Below are 23,429 nucleotides of genomic sequence, written 5' to 3' on the forward strand. Positions count from 1 at the left end.
ATACACGAACCTGATTCATTGATCAGAATCCTTTCGGGAATCAGGAACGCCCTTCACCACCGCCCCCATCCACCGACAGGTGCCTGCGGAGGACACCGCAGGCGGTGAAAGGAACACCCAGTGCGCACCAAGAATCAGCACGTCAGAAGGCGTGGTGGCCGTGCGGCCGCCTCACTTGTCGCCACTGTCTCCGTGATCGCCGCGGGCCTCACCGCACTGTTCGCGACCAGCTCGGCGACAGCGGCCCCGGCCACGGGCTCGTACAGCCTGAAGAACGCGGCCAGCGGGCTGTGTCTGGGCGTCCCGGGGGCGAGCACCTCCGACGGCACCCAGCTGGACCAGAGCGCCTGCAACGGTGCGGCCAACCGGACGTGGAAGCTCACCGCCTCCGGCAGCGGCTACACACTGGCCGCCGCGCACAGCTCCCGGTGCGCCGGAGTGAAGGACGCCTCCACCAGCGCGGGCAAGGCCGTCGAGCAGCAGAGCTGCAGCGGTGCGGCGACCCAGGTGTGGACACTCGCTTCGGTCAGCGGCAACACCTACCGGGTGGTCAACAGCAACGGCGGCAAGTGCCTGAACGTCAAGGACAGTTCGACGGCTTCCGGCGCCCTGGTCCAGCAGAACTCCTGCGACTCGGTGACCAGCAAGAGCTGGACGTTCACCGCGTCGGGCACGACCCCCACGGACCCGCCGACCGACCCGCCGGCCGACCCTGACTCCCCGCCGTCCTGGCCGACGGCCAACGGCAGCCAGGCGGTCTCCGCGACCATCGAGGTCTCGGGCACGTACGACGGTGGTCTGAAGCGCCTGTACGGCACCGGTGACCTGGGCAGCGGTGGCCAGGACGAGGACCAGCCCCCGATGATCAAGCTGGCGGACGGCGCCACCCTGCAAAACGTCATCCTCGGCGCTCCGGCGGCGGACGGTGTGCACTGCGCGGGCACCTGCACCCTCAAGAACGTCTGGTGGGAGGACGTGGGCGAGGACGCGGCCACCTTCCGCGGGGGCTCCTCCTCGACGGTCCGCACGATCGACGGCGGCGGCGCGAAGCTGGCGCAGGACAAGGTCTTCCAGCACAACGGCGTCGGCACCCTGGTCGTGAAGAACTTCCAGGTGGACGACTTCGGCAAGCTGGTCCGTTCCTGCGGCAACTGCTCCACGCAGAACGCCCGGCACATCCAGCTGCAGAACATCTGGGCGACGGCCCCCGGCACGAGCCTGGTCGGCATCAACACCAACTACGGCGACACGGCACGGATCTCGGGCGTCACGATCTACGAGGACGGCGACCGTGACATGAAGATCTGCACCAAGTACCGGGGCACGACCAGCGGCGAGCCGAGCGAGATCGGCTCGGGAGCCGACGGCACGAACTGCATCTACTCCTCGTCCGACATCACCTACGTCGACTGAGGCCGCCCGCGCACCTGACCCGCCCTTCCCGCACTCCGGGAGGGGCGGGTTCCCGCGTCAGACCCTCTCGGCGATCTTGCCGTCGGCGACCTCGACCCGGCGGGTCGTGTGGACGGCCTCCAGCATCCGCCGGTCGTGCGTGACCAGGAGCAGCGTGCCGGTGTACGCGTCGAGCGCCCCTTCCAGCTGCTCGATCGCCGGCAGGTCCAGGTGGTTCGTCGGCTCGTCCAGGACCAGCAGGTTGACGCCCCTGCCCTGGAGGAGTGCGAGACCGGCGCGGGTGCGTTCGCCCGGGGAGAGCGTCGTGGCCGGACGCAGCACATGGCCGGCCCGCAGGCCGAACTTGGCGAGCAGCGTGCGCACCTCGGCCGGTTCGGTGTCGGGCACGGCGGCGCAGAACGCGTCCAGCAGGCTCTCCGTGCCGTGGAAGAGCTTGCGTGCCTGGTCGACCTCGCCGACGACGACGCCCGAGCCGAGCGAGGCGTGCCCCGAGTCGAGCGGCAGGCGGCCCAGCAGGGCGGCGAGCAGCGTGGACTTGCCCGCCCCGTTGGCGCCGGTGATGGCGACGCGGTCCGCCCAGTCGATCTGCAGGGTGGCAGGGCCGAAGGAGAAGTCGCCGCGGGCCACCGCGGCGTCGCGGAGGGTGGCGACGACGGATCCGGAGCGCGGGGCGGAGGCGATCTCCATCCGCAGCTCCCACTCCTTGCGGGGCTCCTCGACGACGTCGAGGCGCTCGATCATGCGTTGCGTCTGCTTGGCCTTCGCGGCCTGCTTCTCACTGGCCTCGCTGCGGAACTTGCGGCCGATCTTGTCGTTGTCGGTGGCCTTGCGGCGGGCGTTCTTGACGCCCTTGTCCATCCAGCCCCGCTGCATCTGCGCGCGGCCCTCCAGTGCGGAGCGCCTGTCCGCGTACTCCTCGAACTCCTCGCGGGCGTGCGAGCGGGCGCGCTCGCGTTCCTCCAGGTAGGAGGCGTAGCCGCCGCCGTAGAGGTTGATCTGCTGCTGGGCGAGATCCAGCTCCAGGACCTTGGTGACCGTACGCATGAGGAACTCACGGTCGTGGCTGACGACCACGGTGCCGGCCCGCAGCCCGGACACGAAGCGTTCGAGGCGCTCCAGGCCGTCGAGGTCCAGGTCGTTGGTGGGCTCGTCGAGCAGGAACACGTCGTAGCGCGACAGCAGCAGCGAGGCCAGCCCGGCACGGGCTGCCTGGCCGCCGGAGAGCGCCGCCATGGGGAGGTCCAGGCCGACGGTCAGGCCGAGCTCGGCGGCCACCTCCTCGGCGCGTTCGTCCAGGTCGGCGCCGCCGAGGGCGAGCCAGCGCTCCAGGGTCTCGGAGTACGCGTCGTCCGCGCCGGGCGCTCCGTCGACGAGCGCCTGGGTCGCGGTGTCCATCGCGGTCTGTGCGTCGGCGACGCCGGTGCGACGGGCGAGGAATTCCCGTACGGACTCGCCCGGGCGGCGCTCGGGCTCCTGCGGGAGGTGTCCGACGGTGGCGCTGGGCGGGGAGAGCCGCAGCTCGCCCTCCTCCGGCCGGTCGAGCCCGGCGAGCAGTCGCAGCAGCGACGATTTACCCGCACCGTTGGCTCCGACGAGACCGATCACGTCGCCGGGTGCGACGACGAGGTCGAGCCCGGCGAAGAGCGTGCGGTCGCCGTGCCCGGCGGCGAGTTCCTTGGCGACGAGAGTGGCAGTCATCAGGGTGCCGATCCTAACGAACCCGCGCGGGCGCGCTCCCCGTGGTGCCCGCCGGGGTGCCGCTGAGGGCCGGCGTGCGGCCCGGCCGGCGGGCCGGGCCGCAGCCCCCTGGTCAGGCGGAGGGGCCGTCCTTGTGCCGCTGGTCGGTGGTGACCTCCGCGGTACCCGGACCGATCCGGATCTCGAAGTCCCCGTCGTACCTGGCGTGGCCCTCGATGACCGCGGATTCGACGGCCTCCACACCGAACTCCCTGCGGACGATCATCGGGTCCTCCCGCAGGTCCCGCACCAGTGAGACGCACATCCCGATCATCACGAGGGTGAACGGCGCGGCGACCAGGATGGTGAGATTCTGCAGCCCTGCCAGCGCATCGCCCTTGCCGTCCCCGATGAGCAGCATGACCGCCGCAACGGCGCCGGTGACGACACCCCAGAAGACGACAACCCACTTGGCGGGTTCGAGCACGCCCTTCTGGGAGAGCGTGCCCATCACGATCGAGGCGGCGTCCGCGCCGGAGACGAAGAAGATGCCCACCAGGATCATGACCAGGATGCTCATCACCGTCGCGATCGGGAACTCCTGGAGGACGCCGAAGAGCTGGGCTTCCGGGGTGTCACCGACGCCGGTGAGGCGGCCGGCCTCCTCCAGCTTGATCGCCGAACCGCCCATCACGGCGAACCAGACCAGGCTGACGGTGCTGGGCACCAGGATCACGCCGCCCACGAACTGCCGGATCGTCCGGCCCCGGCTGATCCTGGCGATGAACATCCCGACGAAGGGCGTCCAGGAGATCCACCAGGCCCAGTAGAAGACCGTCCAGCTGCCCAGCCAGTCGGCCACTTCGCCCTCGCCGGTCGCCTCGGTGCGCCCGGCGAGCTGGGCGAGGTCACCGAAGTAGGCGGCGACCGAGGTGGGCAGCAGGTCAAGAACGATGATGGTGGGGCCGGCGACGAAGACGAAGACCACCAGGATCAGCGCCAGCACCATGTTGATGTTCGAGAGCCACTGGATGCCCTTCTCCACGCCGGACACCGCGGAGGCGACGAAGGCGACGGTCAGGACCGCGATGATCGCCACGAGGAGGCCGGTGCCGGTCTTCTCCATCCAGTTGAGCTCCTGGAATCCGCTGCCGATCTGGAGGGTTCCGAGACCCAGGGAGGCGGCGGAGCCGAAGAGGGTGGCGAAGATGGCGAGGATGTCGATGATCCGGCCGCCGGCCCCGTGGGCGTGCCGGGTTCCGATGAGCGGTTCGAAGACCGCGCTGATCGTCTGCCGCCTGCGCCGCCGGTAGGTGCTGTACGCGATGGCGAGCCCGACGACCGCGTAGATCGCCCAGGGATGCAGCGTCCAGTGGAAGAGCGTGGTCGCCATCGCCGTCTGCATCGCCTCGGCGGCGTCGGCGGGGCGGGTGCCGGGGGGTGGATCGACGAAGTGGGCCAGCGGCTCGCTCACCCCGTAGAACATCAGGCCGATTCCCATGCCCGCGCTGAACATCATCGCGACCCAGGAGATCGTCCGGAATTCGGGCTTCTCACCCTCCTGTCCGAGCGAGATCGTCCCGTAGCGGCTGATCGCGAGCCAGAGCGCGAAGACGACGAACCCGGAGGCTGCCAGCATGAAGGCCCAACCACCGTTGTGGATGAGCCCGTTGAGCAACCGGGTGGAGACGCTCTCCAGCGAGTCGGTGGCCGTGGAGCCCCAGACCACGAAGGCGACGGTGAGCCCCGCCGTGACGCCGAAGACCACCCGGTCGGTGATGGGGCGCCGTCCGCGGTGCGGGTCGGCGGGTAGATCGGCCGTGACCGGCAGGTACTCACCCCGCCCGCCCGTTCTCTGCTCGTCGTGTGACACAAATGGCACCTTTCACGCAGTGCGAAATTTCGCTCCCCGTAGGCATTACCACACGCGTCGCACATCTCCCGGGATCAACAAGCTGCCACGTCCTGACCGTTTGTGAGGCGACCGTCCGCTCTTCCGTCCAGCAGGAGCGGGACCAGCCCACGGGCCGGCTGCCGCAGCGGCACGTACGCTCCGTGACCGTCATGGCGGGAAGCGGCACCGTGCAGGGCCAGTTCGTCAGCGACGTCCGCGTGCTGCGGCCGTCTGCTTGCCGGGCCCCCGGCCCTTCCGCTCCGCGTGCCAGGCGGCCCGCGCGGACCGGGCGAGCGGCAGATAGCGCAGTCTCTCGGGAAGCACAGGCACCACCAGCCGGACGACGGCACACAGCCGCTTGAGCCTGCGCTCCTGGGCCGGGGTCCACGCGAGCCCGATCGCCACACGGGCGTCCGGCGGCATCAGGCCCACGGTGATGAAGCTGCGGAACCGGGCGAGCGGCGGGAGCAGGAGCGGCCACACCGCCCTGACCAGCGGGCGCACGGCCGGCGGGCCCAGGTCGGGCGGGGGTACGGGGCGGTCGGCGGCGACCAGCTCCCGGACGACCGCGGTCGCCTCCAGTTCTTCGGCCAGCATCTTGCGGTAGTAGGGCCAGAACTCCTCGATGCTCTGCGGCATGTCCCGGTCGTGGATGCCGAGGATCCGCCCCACCTGGAGCCATTCCCGGTACAGCGCGCGCTCCTGCGCGTCGTTCAGGGGACGTACCAGATAGCGCGCGGCGTGCTGGTACACCGGGAAGCCGGTGGCATGCACCCAGGCGTAGTTCGCTGGGGCGAGCGCGTGGTAGCGGCGGCCGCGGGTGTCGGTGCCCTGGATGGTGCGGTGCAGCTTCCGGAGCCTGCGCCCCTCCTCGGCCGCGGCCTCTCCCCCGTACACCCAGAGCTGGAGTGAGCGCAGCGAGCGTTCGCCGCGTCCCCACGGGTCACTGCGGAAGACCGAGTGCTCGTCGACACCCGCGCCGACCGCGGGGTGGGCGACCTGGAGGGCGAGGGCCGCGGGCAGCATCAGCAGGCCGCGGACGTCGCCGGCGAGACTCCACAGCACGCCGCCCGGCGGGGGCGGTACGGGGTCGCCTGCGCTGGTCATGCGGGGCTCCCAGGGGTCGGCGGGTGCTCGGACCGGTGCCCGGGCCGTGTGTGTTCCAGTATGCGATCGCGAGCGCGCCGGCGAGCCGCGGGGATGGACGGGATCAGGGTCACCACACCCGGACCAGCCGGGCGAACCGTTTCCACGGGGTGTCCGATGCGCACGGTACGCGAAGTAGCGCGGTACGGCGCTGGGCGGTGCCCTGGGGCCGAGGACGGCTCGGCGGCCTGGCGCATGTCTCCGCGGGGCCCCTTCCTCGAATCCGTGTCTGCGGTGTTGACGCACCTCATGAAACAAGTCAATAGTATTTGTAACTTTGACTCTCGGCGAGAGGGACCGTCAGATGACGTACTCAGCAGGCGTGTTGAGCACTGGAGGTCGCACGCACGGGGAGAGTTCGGCGGTCATGTTCGTACGGACCACCGCTGCGGGCCCCGACGGCACCCCGTCCACCCTCGACGTGCGGCTCGACATCCCCGAGGTCGACGTCTGCGCGACGGTGCTGACGGCGTCGGTCCGGATCCCCGTGATCGATGTCGGAACCCCGCGCATCCGCGTCGGAGCGGACGTCGTCCCGGCGCATCCTCCCCTCGCGGGCCGGGTCCTCGTCGACGCCTGCGACGTCCGCTTCACGGGTCTCACCGCGCCCCGCACCTGAACCGGCTCCATCACCGAGGAGGTCGCCCACCATGGGCCGCTACAGCCGACTGCGCGAGATCCGCCGGATGGATCCCGCCCACGACTGCGCCGAGATACTCCGGCTGATGTCACAGTACGAATTCCCCTGGGACTACCGGCAGGGCATCAGCGTCGCCTTCCTGCGCGACTACGGCGTCCCCAGGATCTCCGTACTGCTCGACCGCACGCAGGAGTTCGAGCGCAACGGTCAGAAGCGCTACGACGACACCGTCCTGTTCGGATACGAGATGGCGGCCGACGGCTTCGACTCCGAGCGGGCCCGCGCGGCCGCCCGGCATCTCAACCGCATCCACGGCAAGTACCGCATCCCGAACGAGGACTACCTCTACGTGCTGGCGACGACCGTCGTCGGCCCGAAACGCTGGATCGACCGCTTCGGGTGGCGGCCGCTGTGCGCGCAGGAGACCGCGGCCCTGGCGGAGGTGGGACGGCGGATGGCCGTCATGATGGGCATCGAGGGCGCTCCCGACACCTACGAAGGGTTCGAGAGACTGCTCGACTCGTACGAGGAGCGGATGTTCGCGTACGACCCGGCGAACCGCCGGGTCGCCAACGCCACCTTCCGGGTCATGGCCGCCTGGTACCCGGCCCCGCTGCGCCCCCTGGTGGCCAGGCTCTCGCTCGGCCTGCTGGACGAGCCGCTGCTGCGGGCGCTCGGCTTCCCGGCCCAGCCTCGGTGGGTGCGGGCGACCGCCACGCGGATGGTGCGGGCCCGGTCCCGCGGCGTACGGCTGCTGCCCGCCCGGCCGCGCTGGCTGCCCTCCCGGCCCAGGGCACGCAGCTACCCCTTCGGATACCGGCTCGACGACCTCGGTCCGCACTGGGCGCAGAGCCGTCCGCTGGAACCCCTGCCCATGGAGAAGTCATGACGCCCCCGGCGAACCGCCCCGTCCACGGCACCCCACTCGGTCACCGTGCGGCGGTTCGCGCCGGCGGTGGACCTGACCTCGTTCGCGACGCCCCGGGCGAAGTCAGCCCGGGCGGTCGAGCTCGGCCGGAAGCTGCACGCGCGGTTCCGAGCACGGTCACCCGGCGCTGATCAGCGGCACCAGGTAGCGGCGGGCGAAGGCACGTACCTGTTCTTCGTCGTCGAGCTCGAAGCAGCTCACCGGATTGAGGAGGAAGGAGACGGTGATCCGCACCATGAGCTCGGCGACCGGTGTCGGATCCGTCTCCGGCCGCCCTTCCGCGCGCTGGGCGTGGCGCAGCCGGTCGGTCAGATATTCGCGCATCGCGAGGAAGGCCGGGCCGCTCTCCAGGGTGAGGAAGGGAAGCATGATCTCCGGCTCCAGCTTCAACAGCCCTCCCACCAAGGGGTGTTCGCGGATGTGCTGGAGGACGGCGACGAAGCCGGCGACGAGCCGGTCCTCCAGGGTGGGCAGTGCGGCCACGGCGTCGTCGACGTCCACGACGAAGCGGCGGTACTCCCGCAGCAGGCAGGCCGAGACCAGGCTGTCCTTGTTGCCGATCCTCCGGTACACCGTCACCCGCGAGACCTTGGCCCGCTTGGCCACGTCGTCGACGGTCGAGCGGCGCAGCCCGAAGGTCATGAACTGCTCGCGTGCCGCGTCGAGGATCTGCTCGCTCAGCGCGTCCGACGGCGGTGACTCGGCCAGCGCGCGGGCCAGCAGTGCCTCGCTCGTGCTCCGTGCCGCCATGGGCCCTCCCCGTTCCGCCGTGACCACTCAACCACAACGACCACGGAACACAGATACCCAGTCCGTCACTCTGTAACGTGTCGGAGGACTGCCGGGGGCTCGGTATGCGCGGGGCCGCGAACCTTGCGGCCGCCTCGCTCCGCGGCCCGGGCCGGGGGTGGGACGGTGCTTCGACGGTGCCGGACACTTTCACAACAGTGGTGAGACAGCAATACTGTTGCACTTGATCGGTGCACGGGTACAGCAGGACCGAGCTGTCGGCGACAAGGAGCAGTCATGGCCACCGGAACCGAGGAGCCGACGCTCACGGTCGACGAGCTGGCGGCACGCGCGGGAGTCACCGTGCGCACCGTGCGCTTCTACGGCACCAGGGGCCTGCTGCCGCCCCCGGTGATCGGGCCGCGCCGCGTCGGGCATTACGGTCCGGCCCATCTCTCGCGCCTCGCCCTGATCGAGGAGCTCCAGCACCAGGGCATGACGCTCGCCGCGATCGAGCGCTATCTGGAGCAGCTGCCGCCGGACCTGAGCGCGCACGACCTGGCGATCCACCGGGCCCTGGTGGCGTCCTGGGCGCCGGACTCCACGGAGGACATGACGCGGGCGGAGCTGGAGCGGCGTGCGGGCCGGAGCCTCACCGGCTCGGACGTGGACCGCCTGGCGGCGATGGGGGTGCTGGAACGTCCCGGCGGCGCCGAGGACGACACGCACCGGGTCGATGTCGGGCTGTTGCGGCTCGGGGTGGAGCTGCTGGACGTCCCGATCGCGCACGAGACGATCCTGGCCGCGCGCACGGTCCTGCTGGAGCACACCCGGTCGGCCGCCCATGAGCTGACACGGCTGTTCCGGGACGAGGTGTGGGATCCGTACCGGGAGCGGGAGTCGGACCCGGAGCACGTGAAGGCGATGAAGTCGCTGTCCGCCCATATGCAGCCGATGGTGCTCCAGGCCCTGCTGACGGCCTTCCAGCGGTCGTTGAAGGAGGAGCTGCGGGCCGCGTTCACCGAGGAGTGAACGCGGCCCGTGCGTGTCAGTCGTGGAAGGTCTCGCCCTTCTCCGCCTTCTCCAGGAGCAGCGCGGGCGGCAGGAAGCGGTCTCCGTAGCGCTCGGCGAGCTGCCGGGCGCGCGCCACGAAGCCGGGCAGGCCGCCCTCGTACCCGTTGATGTACTGGAGCACGCCGCCGGTCCAGGCCGGGAAGCCGATGCCCATGAGGGAGCCGATGTTGGCGTCGGCGACCGTCATGAGGACGTTCTCCTCCAGGCAGCGGACGCTGTCCAGTGCCTCGGAGAAGAGCATCCGCTCCCGCATGTCGTCGAAGGGCACCTCGGTGCCCGGCTTCGTGAAGTGCTCACGCAGCCCCGGCCACAGCGCACCCCGCGCGCCGTCCTCGCCGTACTCGTAGAAACCCGCTCCCCCGCTGCGTCCGGGCCGCCGGAACTCGTCGACCATCCGGTCGATGACCGCGTCCGACGGGTGCGCGGTCCAGGTGCCGCCGGCCGCCTCGACGGCCCGCCGGGTCTCGTTGCGGATCTTGCGGGGCAGAGTGAGGGTGAGCTCGTCCATCAGCGAGAGGACCTTGGCCGGGTAGCCGGCCTGCGCCGCCGCCTGCTCGACCGACGCGGGCTCGACGCCCTCGCCGACCATCGCGACGCCCTCGTTGATGAAGTGGCCGATGACGCGCGAGGTGAAGAAGCCGCGGGAGTCGTTGACGACGATCGGGGTCTTCTTGATCCGGCGTACCAGGTCGAAGGCACGGGCCAGCGCCTCCTCGCCGGTCTTCTCGCCCTTGATGATCTCGACGAGCGGCATCTTGTCGACGGGTGAGAAGAAGTGCAGCCCGATGAAGTCGGCCGGGCGCGTGACCCCTTCGGCGAGCGCGGTGATGGGCAGCGTCGAGGTGTTGGAGCAGAGCAGCGCGTCGGGGTCGACGATGTCCTGGATCTCCTGGAACACCTTGTGCTTGAGCGCGGTGTCCTCGAAGACCGCCTCGATCACGGCGTCACAGCCCGCGAGGTCGGCCGGGTCGCCGGTCGGGGTGATGCGGGCCAGCAGCTCGTCGCGCTTCGCCTCGGTCGTGCGGCCCCGGGAGAGCGCCTTGGCGAGCAGCTTCTCGCTGTACGCCTTGCCCTTGGCGGCGGCCTCGGTGGAGACGTCCTTGAGGACGACGTCGATACCGGCGCGGGCGCAGGAGTACGCGATGCCCGCGCCCATCATCCCGGCGCCGAGGACGGCGACCTTGCGGACCTGACGCTCCGCTACGCCCTTGGGGCGGCTGGCACCGGAGTTGACGGCCTGGAGGTCGAAGAAGAACGCCTGGATCATGTTCTTCGAGACCTGGCCGGTGACCAGCTCGGTGAAGTAGCGGGCCTCGATGGTCAGCGCGGTCTCGAAGTCGACCTGCGAGCCCTCGACGGCGGCGGCCAGGATGTTGCGGGGCGCGGGCATGGGCGCGCCCGCGAGCTGCTTCTTCAGGTTGGCCGGGAAGGCGGGCAGGTTGGCCGCGAACTTCGGGTTGGACGGGGTGCCGCCGGGGATCCGGTAGCCCTTGACGTCCCAGGGCTGCCGCGACTCGGGGTGGGCGTCGATGAAGGCGCGTGCCTTGCCGAGCATCTCCTCGGGGGTGGCAGCGATCTCGTGGACCAGGCCGTTCTCCAGGGCACGCAGCGGGGTGTACTGCGTGCCCTGGAGGAGGACCTTGAGCAGTGCGTCGGCGATGCCCATCAGCCGTACGGTGCGGGTGACGCCGCCGCCCGCGGGGAGCAGGCCGAGGGTGACCTCGGGCAGGCCGATCCGGGAGCCGGGGGCGTCCAGGGCGACGCGGTGGTGGGCGGACAGGGCGATCTCGTAACCGCCGCCGAGCGCGGCGCCGTTGATCGCGGCGACGACCGGCTTGCCGAGGGTCTCGATGCGGCGCAGCGACCTCTTGATCGCGGTGCCCGCGTCGAACGCGGCCTGCGCGTTCTCGGGACCGATCCTGATCATGTCCTTGAGGTCGCCGCCCGCGAAGAAGGTCTTCTTGGCGGAGGCGTAGATGATGCCCCGGATGGAGTCCTTCTCGGCCTCGGCCCGGTCGGCGACGGCCTCGATGGAGTCCCGGAATGCCTGGTTCATCGTGTTGGCGGACTGGTCGGGGTCGTCGAGTACGAGGGTGACGACGCCGGTCTCGTCCTGTTCCCAGCGGATGGTCGTGCTCTCGGTCATGGTTGTTCTTCTCCGTAAGCAGTGGTGGCCGGGGACGGTCAGAGACGCTCGATGACGGTGGCGACGCCCATGCCGCCGCCCACGCAGAGGGTGACGAGGCCGTAGCGCTTGTCCCGGCGCTCCAGCTCGTCGACGAGCGTGCCGAGGATCATCGCGCCGGTCGCGCCGAGCGGGTGGCCCAGCGCGATGGCGCCTCCGTTGACGTTGACCTTGTCGAGGGAGATGCCCATGTCGCGCACGAAGCGCAGCACGACTCCCGCGAAGGCCTCGTTGATCTCGACGAGGTCGATGTCGTCGATGGTGAGTCCGGCCTTGGCCAGCGCCTTTCGCGTGGCCGGCGCGGGTCCGGTCAGCATGATGGTGGGCTCGGAGCCGGAGACGGCCGCGGAGACGATCCGGGCGCGCGGGGTGAGGCCGTAGCGCTCCCCGACAGCCTTCGAGCCGATGGCGACGAGGGCCGCGCCGTCCACGATCCCGGAGGAGTTGCCCGCGTGGTGGACGTGGTCGATCTTCTCGACCCAGTGGTACTTCTGCAGGGCGACGGCGTCGAAGCCGCCCATCTCGCCGATCGCGGCGAACGACGGCTTGAGGGAGGCGAGGGAGTCGGCGGTGGTGCCGGGCCGCATGTGCTCGTCGTGGTCGAGGACGAGCAGCCCGTTGCGGTCCCTGACGGGCACGACGGAACGGGCGAAGCGCTCGTCCTTCCAGGCCGCTGCGGCGCGCTCCTGGGACAGTGCGGCGTACTCGTCGACGTCCCGGCGGGAGAAGCCCTCGATGGTGGCGATGAGGTCGGCGCCGATGCCCTGCGGGGCGAAGCCGGTCTCGAAGCTGGTCATCGGGTCCATGGCCCAGGCCCCGCCGTCGGAGCCCATCGGCACCCGGGACATCGACTCGACGCCACCGGCCAGGACGAGGTCCTCCCAGCCCGAACGGACCTTCGCGGCAGCGAGGTTCACGGCTTCCAGTCCCGAGGCACAGAAGCGGTTCTCCTGCACGCCCGCGACGGAGTCCGGGAGTCCGGCCGCGATCGCGGCGATCCGGGCGATGTCGGAGCCCTGGTCGCCGAGCGGGCTGACCACGCCGAGGACGATGTCGTCGATGGCCGCGGGATCGAGGTCCGGGAAACGGCCCTGGATCTCGTGGATGAGGCCGACGACGAGGTCGATCGGCTTGGTTCCGTGCAGGGCGCCATTGGCCTTGCCGCGACCGCGCGGGGTGCGGATCGCGTCGTAGACGAACGCTTCGGTACTCAAGACAGCAGCCTTTCGAGGGTGGTTGCGCAACAGGGGTGGCGGGGGGTCAGCCGAGCAGTGAGCGGCCGATGATCTCCTTCATGATCTCGGTCGTACCGCCGTAGATGGTCTGGATACGGCCGTCGGTGAACGCCTTCGCGACCCGGTACTCCGTCATGTAGCCGTATCCGCCGTGGAGCTGGAGACAGCGGTCGGCGACGCGTTTCTGCAGTTCGGTGGCCCACCACTTGGCCATCGAGGCGTGTACGGCGTCGAGCGTCCCGTCCGAGTGGTCGACGATGCACCGGTCGAGGAAGGCCCGGGTGACGGCGCATTCGGTGGCCATCTCGGCGATCTCGAACCTGATGTGCTGGAGCTTGGAGAGCGGCCGCCCGAAGGCTTCGCGCTCCTTGACGTACCGGGTGGTGATCTCCAGCAGGTACTCGGCGGCGGCGATTCCGGCGACCGCTATGCCCATCCGTTCCTGGGCCAGGTTGGTCATGAGGTGGATGAAGGCACCGTCGAGCTCGCCGAGGAGGTTCTCCTTGGGGACGCGCACGTCGCGGAAGAACAGCTCGGCGGTGTCCTGGGACTTCTGGCCGATCTTGTCGAGGTTGCGGCCCCGCTCGAAGCCCTCCGCGCCGCGTTCGACCACGAGGAGCGAGAGCCCCTTCGCGCCGCCCTGCGGTGAGGTCTTGGCGACGACGACCACCAGGTCGGCCAGGATGCCGTTGGAGATGAAGGTCTTGGAGCCGTTGAGCAGCCAGTGGTCGCCCTTGTCCTCGGCGGTGGTGCGGATGCCCTGGAGGTCGGAGCCCGCGCCGGGTTCGGTCATGGCGATGGCGGTGATGGTCTCGCCGCTGCAGAAGCCGGGCAGCCAGCGCCGCTTCTGCTCCTCGGTGCCGAGACCGGTCAGGTAGGGGCCGATGATGTCGTTGTGGAGGCCGAGCGCGAGCCCGGCGACACCGGCCCGGGTGAACTCCTCGGCGAGGACGGCGCTGTAGCGGAAGTCGGCGTTGCCGCCGCCCCCGTACTCCTCCGGTACGGCGAGGCCGAGCAGGCCCTGCCGGCCGGCCGCTAGCCAGGCCTCACGCGAGACGATGCCGTCCCTCTCCCACTGCTCGTAGTACGGGAGGACCTCCTTCGACAGGAAGGTGCGCACGGTTTCACGGAACGCGTCGTGTTCCCCGGTGAAGATCTGCCGTTGCACTCAGGCCCCCTGGAGCATGTTCTTGACGGTGGAGATCAGGCGGGCCGGCCCGGGGCCGACGGGCGTGACGTTGAGCATGGTGACGCCTGCCTCGCGGAAGGCGTCGATGCGGTCGTAGTTCAGCGGCAGGGAGAGTTCCATCAGCCGGTGGTTTCCTTCCCGGTGGTCGACAGGCCCGGTACGTCCCAGTCCACCGCGACCTCCTGCGTGTCGGCCCCGGGCAGTGCGGGCCCGCTGCGTACGGAGACGGGTGTCGCGGAGAACCGGGGTGCGGGTGCGGGCTGGGTGAGGCCGCCGTGCTCCACGTAGGTGGAGCGGGCGGCGAGGTGCGGGTGGCGGGGGGCCTCGCGGAGCGAGAGGACGGGGGCCACGCAGGCGTCCGTCCCCTCGAAGACCTCGGTCCACTCGGCGCGCGTACGGGTCCGGAAGCGGTCGGCGACGACGGTGCGCAGTTCCTCCCAGCGGCCGAGGTCGGTGCGGTCCGGGGCGTGGTCCGCGATGCCGAGCAACCTGACGAACTGCTCGTAGAAGCGCTGTTCGAGCGGTCCGACCGCCATGTGCAGGCCGTCGGACGTCTCGTAGGTGCCGTAGAAGGGGCAGCCGCCGTCGAGGAGGTTGGAGCCGCGCCGGTCCTGCCAGTTGCCGGCCGCCAGCATCCCGTGGATCATCGTGGCGAGATGGGCGGCGCCGTCGACGATGGCGGCGTCCACGACCTGTCCGGTACCGCCGGGTGTACGGGCGTGCTGGAGCGCGGCCAGCACGCCGACGACGAGGTAGAGCGAGCCGCCCGCGTAGTCGCCGACCAGGTTGGCCGGGACCGTGGGCGGCTCACCGGGCCCGCCGATCATGGAGAGGGTGCCGGTGAGGGCGATGTAGGCGATGTCGTGTCCGGCCCGTTCGGCCAGCGGGCCGTCCTGGCCCCAGCCGGTCATCCGCCCGTAGACGAGCCGCGGATTGCGCTCCAGACAGGCGGCCGGTCCCACGCCGAGGCGTTCGGCGACACCCGGACGGTAGCCCTCGATCAGCACGTCGGCGCGCTCGACGAGGTCCAGCACCGCGTCCGCCCCGCCGTCGGCCTTGAGGTCGACGAGGACCGAGCGCTTGTTGCGGTTGGTGAGGTCGTAGGCGGGGTCGATGCCGAGCCCGGCCCCGCCCGGCCGGTCCACGCGCACCACGTCGGCGCCGAGGTCGGCCAGGAGCATCGCGGCGAACGGCCCGGGGCCGATGCCCGCCAGTTCGACGACGCGCACCCCGGCCAGCGGGCCGTGCGGGCCGTGCCCTGTCGTTGCCATCAAGCCCCCAGAGGTATGACACAACTGCTGTAACATCGATGATGCTAAGAACAGACGGCGCCGCGCACAACCCTTTTGGCCGAGCAAGCGCTTAGTTCTTCTCCCGGATCCTCTCGCAACGGAGCCCGCCCGGCTGCACGACGCCACGAACCGCTCCGCTACCCTCTGCCTGCTACATCGGCGCCGGCCCCTGCGGAGGCAACGCATGAACAGGCAGAACGGGGCAGAACGCCCCTATGACGTCGTCCTTTTCGGCGCCACCGGCTTCGTGGGGGAACTCACCGCCGCGTATCTGGCCGCCCACGCACCGGACGGCTGCCGCTGGGCCCTGGCGGGCCGCAGCCGGACCAGGCTGGAACGGCTGCGCGAACGCCTCACCACGATCGCCCCACGCTGCGCGGACCTCCCGCTGCTGACGGCCGACGCGGACGACACCGACGCGCTGCGCGAGCTCGCCGAGTCCGCGCACGTAGTGGCGTCCACGGTCGGACCGTACGTCTGGTACGGCGAGAAGCTGGTCGCCGCCTGCGCGGAGGCGGGCACGGACTACGCCGATCTCACCGGCGAGGCGGAGTTCGTCGACCGGATGTTCCTGGCGCACGACACGCGGGCCCGCGAGACGGGGGCCAGGATCGTGCACGCCTGCGGCTTCGACTCCGTCCCCCATGACCTCGGCGTCTACTTCACGGTGCGGCAGCTCCCCGAGGACGTGCCGCTGGCCGTCGACGGCTTCGTCCGCAGCAACGCGGTCTTCTCCGGCGGTACGTTCGCCTCCGCGCTCACCGCGATGGGTCGCGGCCCGCAGGTGGTCCGGGCCGCGAAGGAGCGCCGGCTGCACGAGCCCCGCCTGGTGGGCAGGCGGGCCCGCGCCCCGCAGGGCTCGCCCCACTTCAGCCGGGAGACCGGCACCTGGGCGCTGCCGCTGCCCACCCTGGATCCGCGCGTCGTGGAGCGCTCGGCACGGGCGCTGGAACGTTACGGCCCCGACTTCCGCTACCGGCACTTCGCCTCGGTGAAGCACCTGCCGGTCGCGATCGGCGGCACGGCGGCCGTGGGGGCGCTGGCGGGGGCCGCTCGGATCCCGGCCGTACGCAGCTGGCTGATGGGGCGCTACGAGCCCGGTGCGGGCCCCGACGAGCAGCGCAGGAAGCGCAGTTGGTTCACGGTGCGCTTCATCGGGGACGGCGGCGGCCGTCGGGTCTTCACCGAGGTCTCGGGCGGCGATCCGGGTTACGACGAGACGGCGAAGATGCTCGCCGAGTCGGCCCTCTCGCTCGCGCTGGACGAGCTGCCCGCGACATCGGGTCAGGTCACGACGGCGGTGGCGATGGGTGACGCGCTGCTGGAACGGCTGACCGCGGCGGGGATGGGATTCCGGGTCGCGGCGGTGCGCTGAGCCGGCGGGCTCCGGCGGTCAGAGCATCCAGGACGCCAGCGTGACGACGATGGACACGGTCCAGGCCGCTCCTGCGACCACGCCCAGGGTCATGCCCACAGCGACGCCGCGCTGCGAGAGGTGTACGGTCCCGGTGCTCATCTGGGGTACGCGCTGTTCGATCATGCATATGAGCCTGCCCTCGATGTGCGACGAGCAACATCCGTACATGTACTCAGTCGGCAACAGTTCCGGCGGCGGGATCCGGCAGGGCGACGGCGGTCAGCCGACCGCCTCCCGCAGGACTGCCCGGCACAGCGCGTCGGCCCGGCGCGTGGTCTCCGGCTGGCGGAAGTCGCGGGCCAGCGCGAGCGTGTGGGCGCAGGCGTCGTCCAGACCGGTGCGGTGGCCTACGGAGACGAAGACGGGCTTGGTGCCGTCCTGGGTGCGCAGCGCCCGGCCCACCTCCTCGTCGCCGTCCAGGAGCGGGGTGAAGTCGCCGCGCAGGGGGCCCGGTTGCTCGTACCGGAAGGTGAACGGGTTCTTCGCGACGCCGATGACCGGCAGGCCGGTGAGGACACCGAGGTGGCTGGCGAGCCCGAACCTGCGTGGATGCGCCCGGCCGTAGCCGTCGCACACGACGAGCCCCGGGTCGACGGGCAGGGCCTCCAGCGCCGCCAGCACCGTCGGGAGCTCCCGGAAGGCGAGCAGTCCGGGGACGTACGGGAAGGTCACGCGGCCCCGGGCCGTGGACTCGGCGACCACGTCGAGCGTCGCCGCGTCCAGGACGACGGCCGCCGCGACGACGACGTCCCGCTCGTCGTCGTAGGCGACGTCGACCCCGGTCACCCGTCCGGTACCGGGCGGTGGCCCCGGCTCGTCGAGCACCACCCGGGTACGCAACGCGTCCTGGACGGCGCGGGCTTCGGTCTCGTCGGCGGGCATCCGGAAGGTCGTCATGATGCGGTGCAGTCTAGGCAGCCCCGGAGGAGAGCCGCCCTCCCGTAGCCTGGCGATCATGTTCGTACTCGAATTGACCTACACCGCACCGGTCGAGCGCGTCGACGCGCTGCTGGCGGACCATGTCGCCTGGCTGGACGGGCAGTACGCGGCCGGGGTGTTCATCGCCTCGGGGCGCAAGAACCCGCGCGACGGCGGTGTGATCATCGCCGTCGGGGACGACCGCGCGCGGATCGAGGAGATCGCCGCGGCCGACCCCTTCGCCGTCCACGGGGTGTGCGCCTACCGCATCACCGAGTTCCTCGCGACGAAGACGTCCCGGGCCCTGGCCCCCTACCGGCAGCAGCTGCCCGGATAGCCGCGCTACCGCAGCCGCGCGACCCTCCCCTTCTCGCCCGCCGCCCAGCAGCCCCCGTCCGCCGTGCAGTCCACCGTGTCGTACGAGCCGGTGTCCACGGTGCTCCAGGTGCGCCCGCCGTCCCGGGTGAGGTCGGTGCCCGTGGGGCCGACCGCCAGCGCCGCCGACCTGCTGTGCGGCAGCCACGCGACGCCGGAACGGTAGGCGGGGGGCGGGGTGGTGGACCGGTGCCAGCTGCCGCCGCCGTTGCCGGTGACGGCCGCCGCGTCGGGCGATGCCTGGCCCGCGCGGTAGTCGCCGCCGACCGCGATGCCGTGCGTACGGTCACGGAAGGCCAGCCCGAAGACCCCCCGCGCCGGGTCACCCGCCGCGATGCCCGACGCGGTCCCGGTCCAGTGCAGTCCGCGGTCGCGGGAGTGCAGCACACGGGCCGTGGCCGCACCGCCGGTGGCCAGCCAGACGTCCTTGGCGCCCGCGGCGACCAGGCACTGGCCGCTCGCCGCGAAGCCGGCCTCACCGGGCTGGGCGGCGGGCATCCCGGCATCCGGCAGCACGCGCCAGTTCCGCCCGCCGTCCGAGGTCGACAGGATGCGGAACTTCCCGTCCACCGGGTCGCTCATGGCCAGTCCGTGGCGGTGGTCGAAGAAGGTGAGGCAGTCGTAGAAGGCCCGGGCGTCGGTGTTGCGGAAGGACTCGGTCCAGGTCTCGCCGCCGTCCTCGGTGCGCAGGACCCGGGACGCCTCGCCCTCGCCGATGGCCAGGGCGACCGCCCGCCGCTCGTCGAAGGCCTCGATGTCACGGAACTCCAGCTCCTGCGCACCGGCCGGCGAGACGTCGTGCCAGTGCCGTCCCCCGTCGCCCGTGCGCAGCACCGTGCCGCCGGACCCGGCGACCCAGGCGGCGCCCCGGCTGACGGCGGCGAGGCCGCGGAAGCGCGCGTCCGTGCCCGTTTCGGTGGGCGCCCAGCCCGGATCCCGCCGCTCGTCCGGCGCGGCCTGCACCGGCGGTGCCGCCAGCGCGGCGGTCACAGCCGCACCGCACAGACCCAGTGCCATCAGTCGTCTCGTCTTCCCCACGGCCCTCATGGCGCTGGAAGCTAGCCCACGGGTGGACAGCCGTCCAGGGTGCGACGGGCGAAACGGGGCAGGCGGTCAGGGGGAGGGCGAGCGGTGACGCAGCTCACGCCACCCGCCGGTGCACGGATCGAGTCGTTCCGTCGTCTACTCCAATGCCGGGAACCGTTCATCCGACGCGAGAGGGAGCAGGTCTTGTCCAGCGTTATCGAGCAGTCCGTGCAGGCCCGCATGGTCGCATCCGCTCCGCGGATGGAAACCCTGCCCGCCACCCTGCACTACGACCGCGGTGACCCGTTCGCCGTCCGCATGGCCTTCCCGGCACCGGCGACCCTCGAAGGCACCGAGGTGTTCTGGGAGTTCTCCCGCGAACTGCTCACGACCGGGATGGACGAACCGGCCGGGGTCGGGGACGTCCGGGTGCGGCCCTTCGGGTACGACCGCACGGTGCTGGAGTTCCACGCGGTCGAGGGCATCGCCATGGTCCATGTCCGCACGGCGGAGCTGCGCCGCTTCCTGAAGCGGGCACAGGAGCTCGTCCCGGTGGGTGACGAGTACCGCTTCCTGGACCTCGACGGCGATCTCACCGATCTGCTGGGCGAGTCCGGCTGACGGGGTACGACCGGAATTCGAGGCCTTCGAAGGGCGCGCCGGTCGCGGTGAGCCACGACGTGCCGTTCCGGGAGTCGCTGGGCATCACCCGACGGCTGTCGCTGGACGCCGACGGGCTCCCTGGCATCGCCCCCGGAGCGCTGCCGGAACCACCGGTGCGGCCGACTGACCGAGGATGCCTGACTTTCCCGCTCCGCACGGCCCCGACCTGCGCACATAACGGTACGCAATCGGGCACCGCGAGGGCCGGGCTTTGCTACGCCCTTACCGCCGCCTTAACCTACGGTCACGTAACCTACGAAGCCGTAGGTAATTCTCCCGTCCCCAGGAGCCTCCCGTGACGATCACCTCTCCCCACCTCGGCAGTTCGAAGGCGTGGACAGACGCCCAGCTGCTGTACGCGCTGGAGGAGGTGGTGGAGAAGGAACTCAACCGCCATCTCAAGGTCGCCAAGGACTGGATGCCCCACGAGTACGTACCGTTCAGCGACGGCCGGAACTTCCCCGGTGTCTTCGAGGACGGCGAGCCGTGGGAGACCAGCCAGTCCAAGGTCACCGACATCGGCCGGATCGCGCTCGTCGTGAACCTGCTGACCGAGGACAACCTCCCCAGCTACCACCACGAGATCGCCTCCCTCTTCGGCCGTGACGGCGCCTGGGGCACCTGGGTGCACCGCTGGACCGCGGAGGAGGGCCGGCACGGCATCGTGATGCGCGACTACCTGCTCACCTCGCGCGCCGTGGACCCGGACAAGCTCGAGCAGTTCCGCATGGCGCACATGGCGGAGGGCTTCGAGTCCGACAACCGCCACTCCATGCTGCACTCCGTGGCGTACGTCGCCTTCCAGGAGCTGGCGACCCGCGTCTCGCACCGCAACACCGGCCACCAGTCGGGCGACCCGGTCTGCGACCGGATGCTGGCCCGGATCGCGACCGACGAGAACCTGCACATGGTCTTCTACCGCAACCTGCTCGGTGCGGCCTTCGAGCTCGCCCCGGACATCACGATGCAGTCCGTGCGCGATGTCGTCGTGAACTTCCGGATGCCCGGCCACGGCATGCCCGGCTTCGAGCGGGCCGCCGCCCAGATGGCGATCGGCGAGATCTACAACATGCGCATCCACCACGACGACGTGATCCAGCCCGTGCTGCGCTACCTCAAGGTCCTCGACATCGACGGTCTCGGCCCGGAGGGCCTGAAGGCGCAGGAGGAGCTCGGCCTGTACATGAGCGGGCTGGACAGCGAGGCGTCGAAGTTCGACGAGAAGCTCGCCGCCCGCAGGGCCCGCATGGCGGCCCGCGCCAACGCATGACCCCACCGGGGGTGGCGGCGCACGTTCACCCGCGCGCCGCCACCCCCGCGGACGGCCGCCGCGACGGCGACGGGCCCACACCCGTGGGGGCGATTCCGCCCGGACGGGCGGACTCCCCCCACGGGGGCACGGAACGTACTCTGTGCCGGTGAAACCAGTGACGCGTCTTGTTCTCTTCGGTGCGCCGATCGCCATCGTCGCTTCGGTCCTGTTCAGCAGCAGTGGTGACTCCGAGCCGCCCAGGCTCGTTCCCCAGCCGGCCGGACCCACCGGGGCGGGCTCGGCCCGCCCGGAGGCTGCGGCACAGGCCGACGAGGCCGCGGAGAAGATCGACGCCCTGCCGCCCGGCCTGGCCGCTCCGGACATGAAGGAGGTCGCCTCCCGGCTGGTGTCCAGCGCGGACGCCTCCACGCTGGACTGGCGCAGCCGGTACGGGGCGATCGAGGACCTCGGCGACGGCAACGGCTACACGGCCGGGATCATCGGCTTCTGCTCCGGCACGAACGACATGCTGCAGCTCGTCGAGGCCTACACCGAGACGCATCCGGACAACCCGCTCGCCCCGTTCCTCCCGGCGCTGCGCGCGGTGGACGGCACGGACTCGCACGAAGGTCTGGATCCCGGCTTCACCGCCGCGTGGCAGGAAGCCGCCCGGGACCCGGCGTTCCGGAGGGCTCAGGACGAGACCCGGGACGAGCTGTACTTCGAGCCCGCCGTACGGCTGGCGAAGATGGACGGCCTCGGCACCCTGGGGCAGTTCGTCTACTACGACGCGATGGTCCTGCACGGGCCCGGGGTCGAGGCGAACGGCTTCTACGCCATCCGCGACGCCGCGATGGCGGCGGCTGACACGGCGGCGGAGGGCGGCGACGAGGCGGCGTACCTCGGCGCGTTCCTCGACGAGGGCCGCTCGGCGATCAGGGCCCGCACCGTACAGCGCGACACGACCCGGATCGACACGGCCCAGCGGGTTTTCCTGCGCGACGGCAATCTGGGGCTGAGCACGCCGCTGGAGTGGCAGGTGTACGGCGAGACCTTCCGCATTCCGTGAGCGGACGGCCCGGCGACCGGCGACGGACCCTGCCGTCCGGGCCCTCCGCCGGGCGGACGGCCCCCCGGACGGCGCCCGCTCACCCCTCGCGGCGGCCTCTGCGCAGCCGCTCGCGCTCCTTCTCCGAGAGGCCGCCCCAGACGCCGAAGCGCTCGTCGTGGGTGAGGGCGTACTCCAGGCAGGCAACCCGGCCCTCGCAGGCGTTGCACAGCTGCTTGGCCTCACGGGTGGAACTGCCCGGCGCCGGGAAGAAGAACTCCGGACCGGCCTGCGCGCACAGGGCTGTCTCCTGCCAGGCGAGCGCGTCGTCGGTCATCGTGTTGGTCTGCATGGGCCACACGGTGCCCGGTGGCGATAAACAGCTGATCAACGATTCATCAATCCGCCCCTCCCCCGTCCCGCACGTCTGCCGGGCGGGACGCTCACCTTCCCGCCCCGCCCGGTCGAGGCCGGCGTTACGGCATCGGCGCGGGCTTGATCACCGCGAAGGCCGCGCCCGCCGGATCCGTGAACGTGGCGATCCTGCCGACGTCCGGCGCGTCCATGGCGGCCATCGTCACCTTGCCGCCCAGCCGTTCCGCCGTGGCGACCGCGGCGTCGCAGTCCTCGACAGCGAAGTACGGCAGCCAGTGCGGGCCCGCCGCGGCCTGGGCGGGTACGTCGTCGATGGGCACGAGTCCGCCGAAGGAGGAGTCGGTGCTGTCGTCCCCCGCGGGACGCACCATCGTGTACGAGCCTTCCGGGAACGTCATCTCCCCGGTCTGCCAGCCGAAGACCGTGTGGAAGAACGCGGCAGCCGCGGGGACGTCCGGGGTGTACAGCTCGGACCAGATCAGCGAGCCCGGCTCCATGATCATGCCGAGGCCGGTGTTCGTCCCGGGCTGCCACACGCCGAAGTACGCCCCGCCGTTGTCCGTGAAGCCGCCCATGCGCCCGTAGTCCAGGACGTCCATCGGGGGGAACGCCACCGTGCCGCCCGCCTTCTCCACCGTTCGCGCGGTGGCCTCCGCGTCGGGGGTCTGGAAGTAGACGGACCAGGCGGGCTTCCCCTGGTCCTCGGGCACGGTCATGACGCCGGCGACGGCCTTGCCCCTCAGCTGGTACGTCCCGTAGCCACCGGTCTCGGGGCCGCCGGGTACCAGCTCCCAGCCGAAGAGGCCCTGGTAGAAGGCCGTGGCCGCGTCGGTATCGGGGGTGCCGAGATCGGTCCAGTTAGGGGCTCCGGTGACGAAACTGGGGTCGAGCATGGTGTGCTCCTCGGGCAAGTCGCGTGTCTCGCACGCTCATCGTGCGGGCAGGTCCCTGAC

At 71.0% G+C, this 23,429-nt stretch carries 22 protein-coding genes and 2 pseudogenes; 9 read left to right on the plus strand and 15 right to left on the minus strand.

The features are described from left to right. The first annotated feature begins 120 nt into the window (after window positions 1–120). The gene (locus AB0F38_RS20450; protein WP_361895045.1) at window positions 121–1,413 is read left to right on the plus strand and encodes a pectate lyase; all 1,293 of its coding nucleotides are present in this window, start codon (window positions 121–123) and stop codon (window positions 1,411–1,413) included. Window positions 1,414–1,470: 57 nt separating this feature from the next. On the opposite strand, the gene AB0F38_RS20455 is transcribed toward AB0F38_RS20450, so the two are convergent. The 4 genes and pseudogenes from AB0F38_RS20455 to AB0F38_RS20470 all read right to left on the minus strand — a co-directional run bounded on the left by AB0F38_RS20455 (window position 1,471) and on the right by AB0F38_RS20470 (window position 6,091). Continuing rightward, the gene (locus tag AB0F38_RS20455) at window positions 1,471–3,111 is read right to left on the minus strand and encodes an ABC-F family ATP-binding cassette domain-containing protein (RefSeq protein ID WP_361895048.1); all 1,641 of its coding nucleotides are present in this window, start codon (window positions 3,109–3,111) and stop codon (window positions 1,471–1,473) included. A gap of 112 nt (window positions 3,112–3,223) precedes the next feature. Further along, on the minus strand, window positions 3,224–4,963 hold the full coding sequence (locus tag AB0F38_RS20460) for a BCCT family transporter (protein WP_361895051.1): 1,740 nt from the start codon (window positions 4,961–4,963) through the stop codon (window positions 3,224–3,226). A gap of 74 nt (window positions 4,964–5,037) precedes the next feature. Continuing rightward, window positions 5,038–5,208: pseudogene (locus tag AB0F38_RS20465) on the minus strand (carboxypeptidase); the annotation flags it as partial. Further along, window positions 5,189–6,091: an oxygenase MpaB family protein gene (locus AB0F38_RS20470; RefSeq protein ID WP_361895054.1), complete on the minus strand. Its 903-nt coding sequence runs from the start codon at window positions 6,089–6,091 to the stop codon at window positions 5,189–5,191. The gene AB0F38_RS20470 and the pseudogene AB0F38_RS20465, both read right to left, overlap by 20 nt. A gap of 406 nt (window positions 6,092–6,497) precedes the next feature. Between AB0F38_RS20470 and AB0F38_RS20475 the strand changes: the two genes are divergently transcribed. Further along, window positions 6,498–6,749: a hypothetical protein gene (locus AB0F38_RS20475; RefSeq protein ID WP_361895057.1), complete on the plus strand. Its 252-nt coding sequence runs from the start codon at window positions 6,498–6,500 to the stop codon at window positions 6,747–6,749. Window positions 6,750–6,780: 31 nt separating this feature from the next. After that, entirely contained in the window at window positions 6,781–7,659 is an 879-nt protein-coding gene (locus tag AB0F38_RS20480) for an oxygenase MpaB family protein (RefSeq protein ID WP_361895060.1), read from the plus strand. A gap of 156 nt (window positions 7,660–7,815) precedes the next feature. Here the strand turns inward: AB0F38_RS20480 and AB0F38_RS20485 are convergent, their stop codons facing one another. Next, a complete protein-coding gene (locus AB0F38_RS20485) occupies window positions 7,816–8,448 on the minus strand; it encodes a TetR family transcriptional regulator (RefSeq protein WP_361895063.1) in 633 nt (210 codons plus the stop codon). Between the two features lie 276 nt (window positions 8,449–8,724). Between AB0F38_RS20485 and AB0F38_RS20490 the strand changes: the two genes are divergently transcribed. After that, on the plus strand, window positions 8,725–9,459 hold the full coding sequence (locus AB0F38_RS20490) for a MerR family transcriptional regulator (protein ID WP_361895066.1): 735 nt from the start codon (window positions 8,725–8,727) through the stop codon (window positions 9,457–9,459). Window positions 9,460–9,475: 16 nt separating this feature from the next. On the opposite strand, the gene AB0F38_RS20495 is transcribed toward AB0F38_RS20490, so the two are convergent. The 5 genes and pseudogenes from AB0F38_RS20495 to AB0F38_RS20515 all read right to left on the minus strand — a co-directional run bounded on the left by AB0F38_RS20495 (window position 9,476) and on the right by AB0F38_RS20515 (window position 15,381). Further along, the gene (locus AB0F38_RS20495; protein WP_361895069.1) at window positions 9,476–11,647 is read right to left on the minus strand and encodes a 3-hydroxyacyl-CoA dehydrogenase NAD-binding domain-containing protein; all 2,172 of its coding nucleotides are present in this window, start codon (window positions 11,645–11,647) and stop codon (window positions 9,476–9,478) included. 38 nt (window positions 11,648–11,685) lie between these two features. Continuing rightward, on the minus strand, window positions 11,686–12,900 hold the full coding sequence (locus AB0F38_RS20500) for an acetyl-CoA C-acetyltransferase (protein WP_361895072.1): 1,215 nt from the start codon (window positions 12,898–12,900) through the stop codon (window positions 11,686–11,688). Window positions 12,901–12,946: 46 nt separating this feature from the next. Further along, the gene (locus tag AB0F38_RS20505) at window positions 12,947–14,089 is read right to left on the minus strand and encodes an acyl-CoA dehydrogenase family protein (RefSeq protein WP_361895075.1); all 1,143 of its coding nucleotides are present in this window, start codon (window positions 14,087–14,089) and stop codon (window positions 12,947–12,949) included. Beyond that, window positions 14,090–14,203, minus strand: a pseudogene (locus AB0F38_RS20510) (LLM class F420-dependent oxidoreductase); the annotation flags it as partial. It lies immediately after the preceding gene. 26 nt (window positions 14,204–14,229) lie between these two features. Next, window positions 14,230–15,381, minus strand: coding sequence for a CaiB/BaiF CoA-transferase family protein (locus AB0F38_RS20515; protein ID WP_361895078.1), 1,152 nt, complete (start codon window positions 15,379–15,381; stop codon window positions 14,230–14,232). A 205-nt stretch (window positions 15,382–15,586) separates the two neighbouring features. On the opposite strand from AB0F38_RS20515, the gene AB0F38_RS20520 reads away from it, so the two are divergent. Continuing rightward, window positions 15,587–16,777 (plus strand): saccharopine dehydrogenase NADP-binding domain-containing protein, encoded by a 1,191-nt coding sequence (locus AB0F38_RS20520; protein ID WP_361895081.1) that lies wholly within the window; start codon window positions 15,587–15,589, stop codon window positions 16,775–16,777. Window positions 16,778–16,795: 18 nt separating this feature from the next. Here AB0F38_RS20520 and AB0F38_RS20525 read toward each other — a convergent pair whose 3' ends face one another. Together AB0F38_RS20525 and AB0F38_RS20530 are read right to left on the minus strand one after the other, a co-directional pair. Then, on the minus strand, window positions 16,796–16,942 hold the full coding sequence (locus AB0F38_RS20525) for a hypothetical protein (protein WP_361895084.1): 147 nt from the start codon (window positions 16,940–16,942) through the stop codon (window positions 16,796–16,798). Window positions 16,943–17,038: 96 nt separating this feature from the next. Then, complete coding sequence (locus tag AB0F38_RS20530) at window positions 17,039–17,716, minus strand: endonuclease V (protein WP_361895087.1); 678 nt, start codon at window positions 17,714–17,716, stop codon at window positions 17,039–17,041. 58 nt (window positions 17,717–17,774) lie between these two features. Here AB0F38_RS20530 and AB0F38_RS20535 point away from each other — a divergent pair, with 58 nt between their 5' ends. Beyond that, window positions 17,775–18,074 (plus strand): YciI family protein, encoded by a 300-nt coding sequence (locus tag AB0F38_RS20535; RefSeq protein ID WP_361895090.1) that lies wholly within the window; start codon window positions 17,775–17,777, stop codon window positions 18,072–18,074. A gap of 5 nt (window positions 18,075–18,079) precedes the next feature. Here the strand turns inward: AB0F38_RS20535 and AB0F38_RS20540 are convergent, their stop codons facing one another. Then, complete coding sequence (locus AB0F38_RS20540; RefSeq protein WP_361895093.1) at window positions 18,080–19,129, minus strand: oxidoreductase; 1,050 nt, start codon at window positions 19,127–19,129, stop codon at window positions 18,080–18,082. A 213-nt stretch (window positions 19,130–19,342) separates the two neighbouring features. Here AB0F38_RS20540 and AB0F38_RS20545 point away from each other — a divergent pair, with 213 nt between their 5' ends. From AB0F38_RS20545 to AB0F38_RS20555, 3 genes are all read left to right on the plus strand, one after another. Continuing rightward, window positions 19,343–19,759 (plus strand): SsgA family sporulation/cell division regulator, encoded by a 417-nt coding sequence (locus AB0F38_RS20545; RefSeq protein ID WP_361895096.1) that lies wholly within the window; start codon window positions 19,343–19,345, stop codon window positions 19,757–19,759. A 337-nt stretch (window positions 19,760–20,096) separates the two neighbouring features. Beyond that, window positions 20,097–21,071: an acyl-ACP desaturase gene (locus AB0F38_RS20550; RefSeq protein WP_361895099.1), complete on the plus strand. Its 975-nt coding sequence runs from the start codon at window positions 20,097–20,099 to the stop codon at window positions 21,069–21,071. A gap of 157 nt (window positions 21,072–21,228) precedes the next feature. Continuing rightward, window positions 21,229–22,122 (plus strand): chitosanase, encoded by an 894-nt coding sequence (locus AB0F38_RS20555; RefSeq protein WP_361895472.1) that lies wholly within the window; start codon window positions 21,229–21,231, stop codon window positions 22,120–22,122. Between the two features lie 79 nt (window positions 22,123–22,201). On the opposite strand, the gene AB0F38_RS20560 is transcribed toward AB0F38_RS20555, so the two are convergent. After that, entirely contained in the window at window positions 22,202–22,453 is a 252-nt protein-coding gene (locus tag AB0F38_RS20560; protein WP_361895102.1) for a WhiB family transcriptional regulator, read from the minus strand. Between the two features lie 124 nt (window positions 22,454–22,577). Then, window positions 22,578–23,369, minus strand: a complete 792-nt coding sequence (locus AB0F38_RS20565) for a VOC family protein (protein WP_361895105.1) — start codon at window positions 23,367–23,369, stop codon at window positions 22,578–22,580. Window positions 23,370–23,429 lie beyond the last annotated feature (60 nt).

It is taken from the genome of Streptomyces sp. NPDC025273 (genome assembly GCF_040638585.1).
Classification (GTDB): Bacteria; Actinomycetota; Actinomycetes; order Streptomycetales; family Streptomycetaceae; genus Streptomyces; species Streptomyces cinereorectus.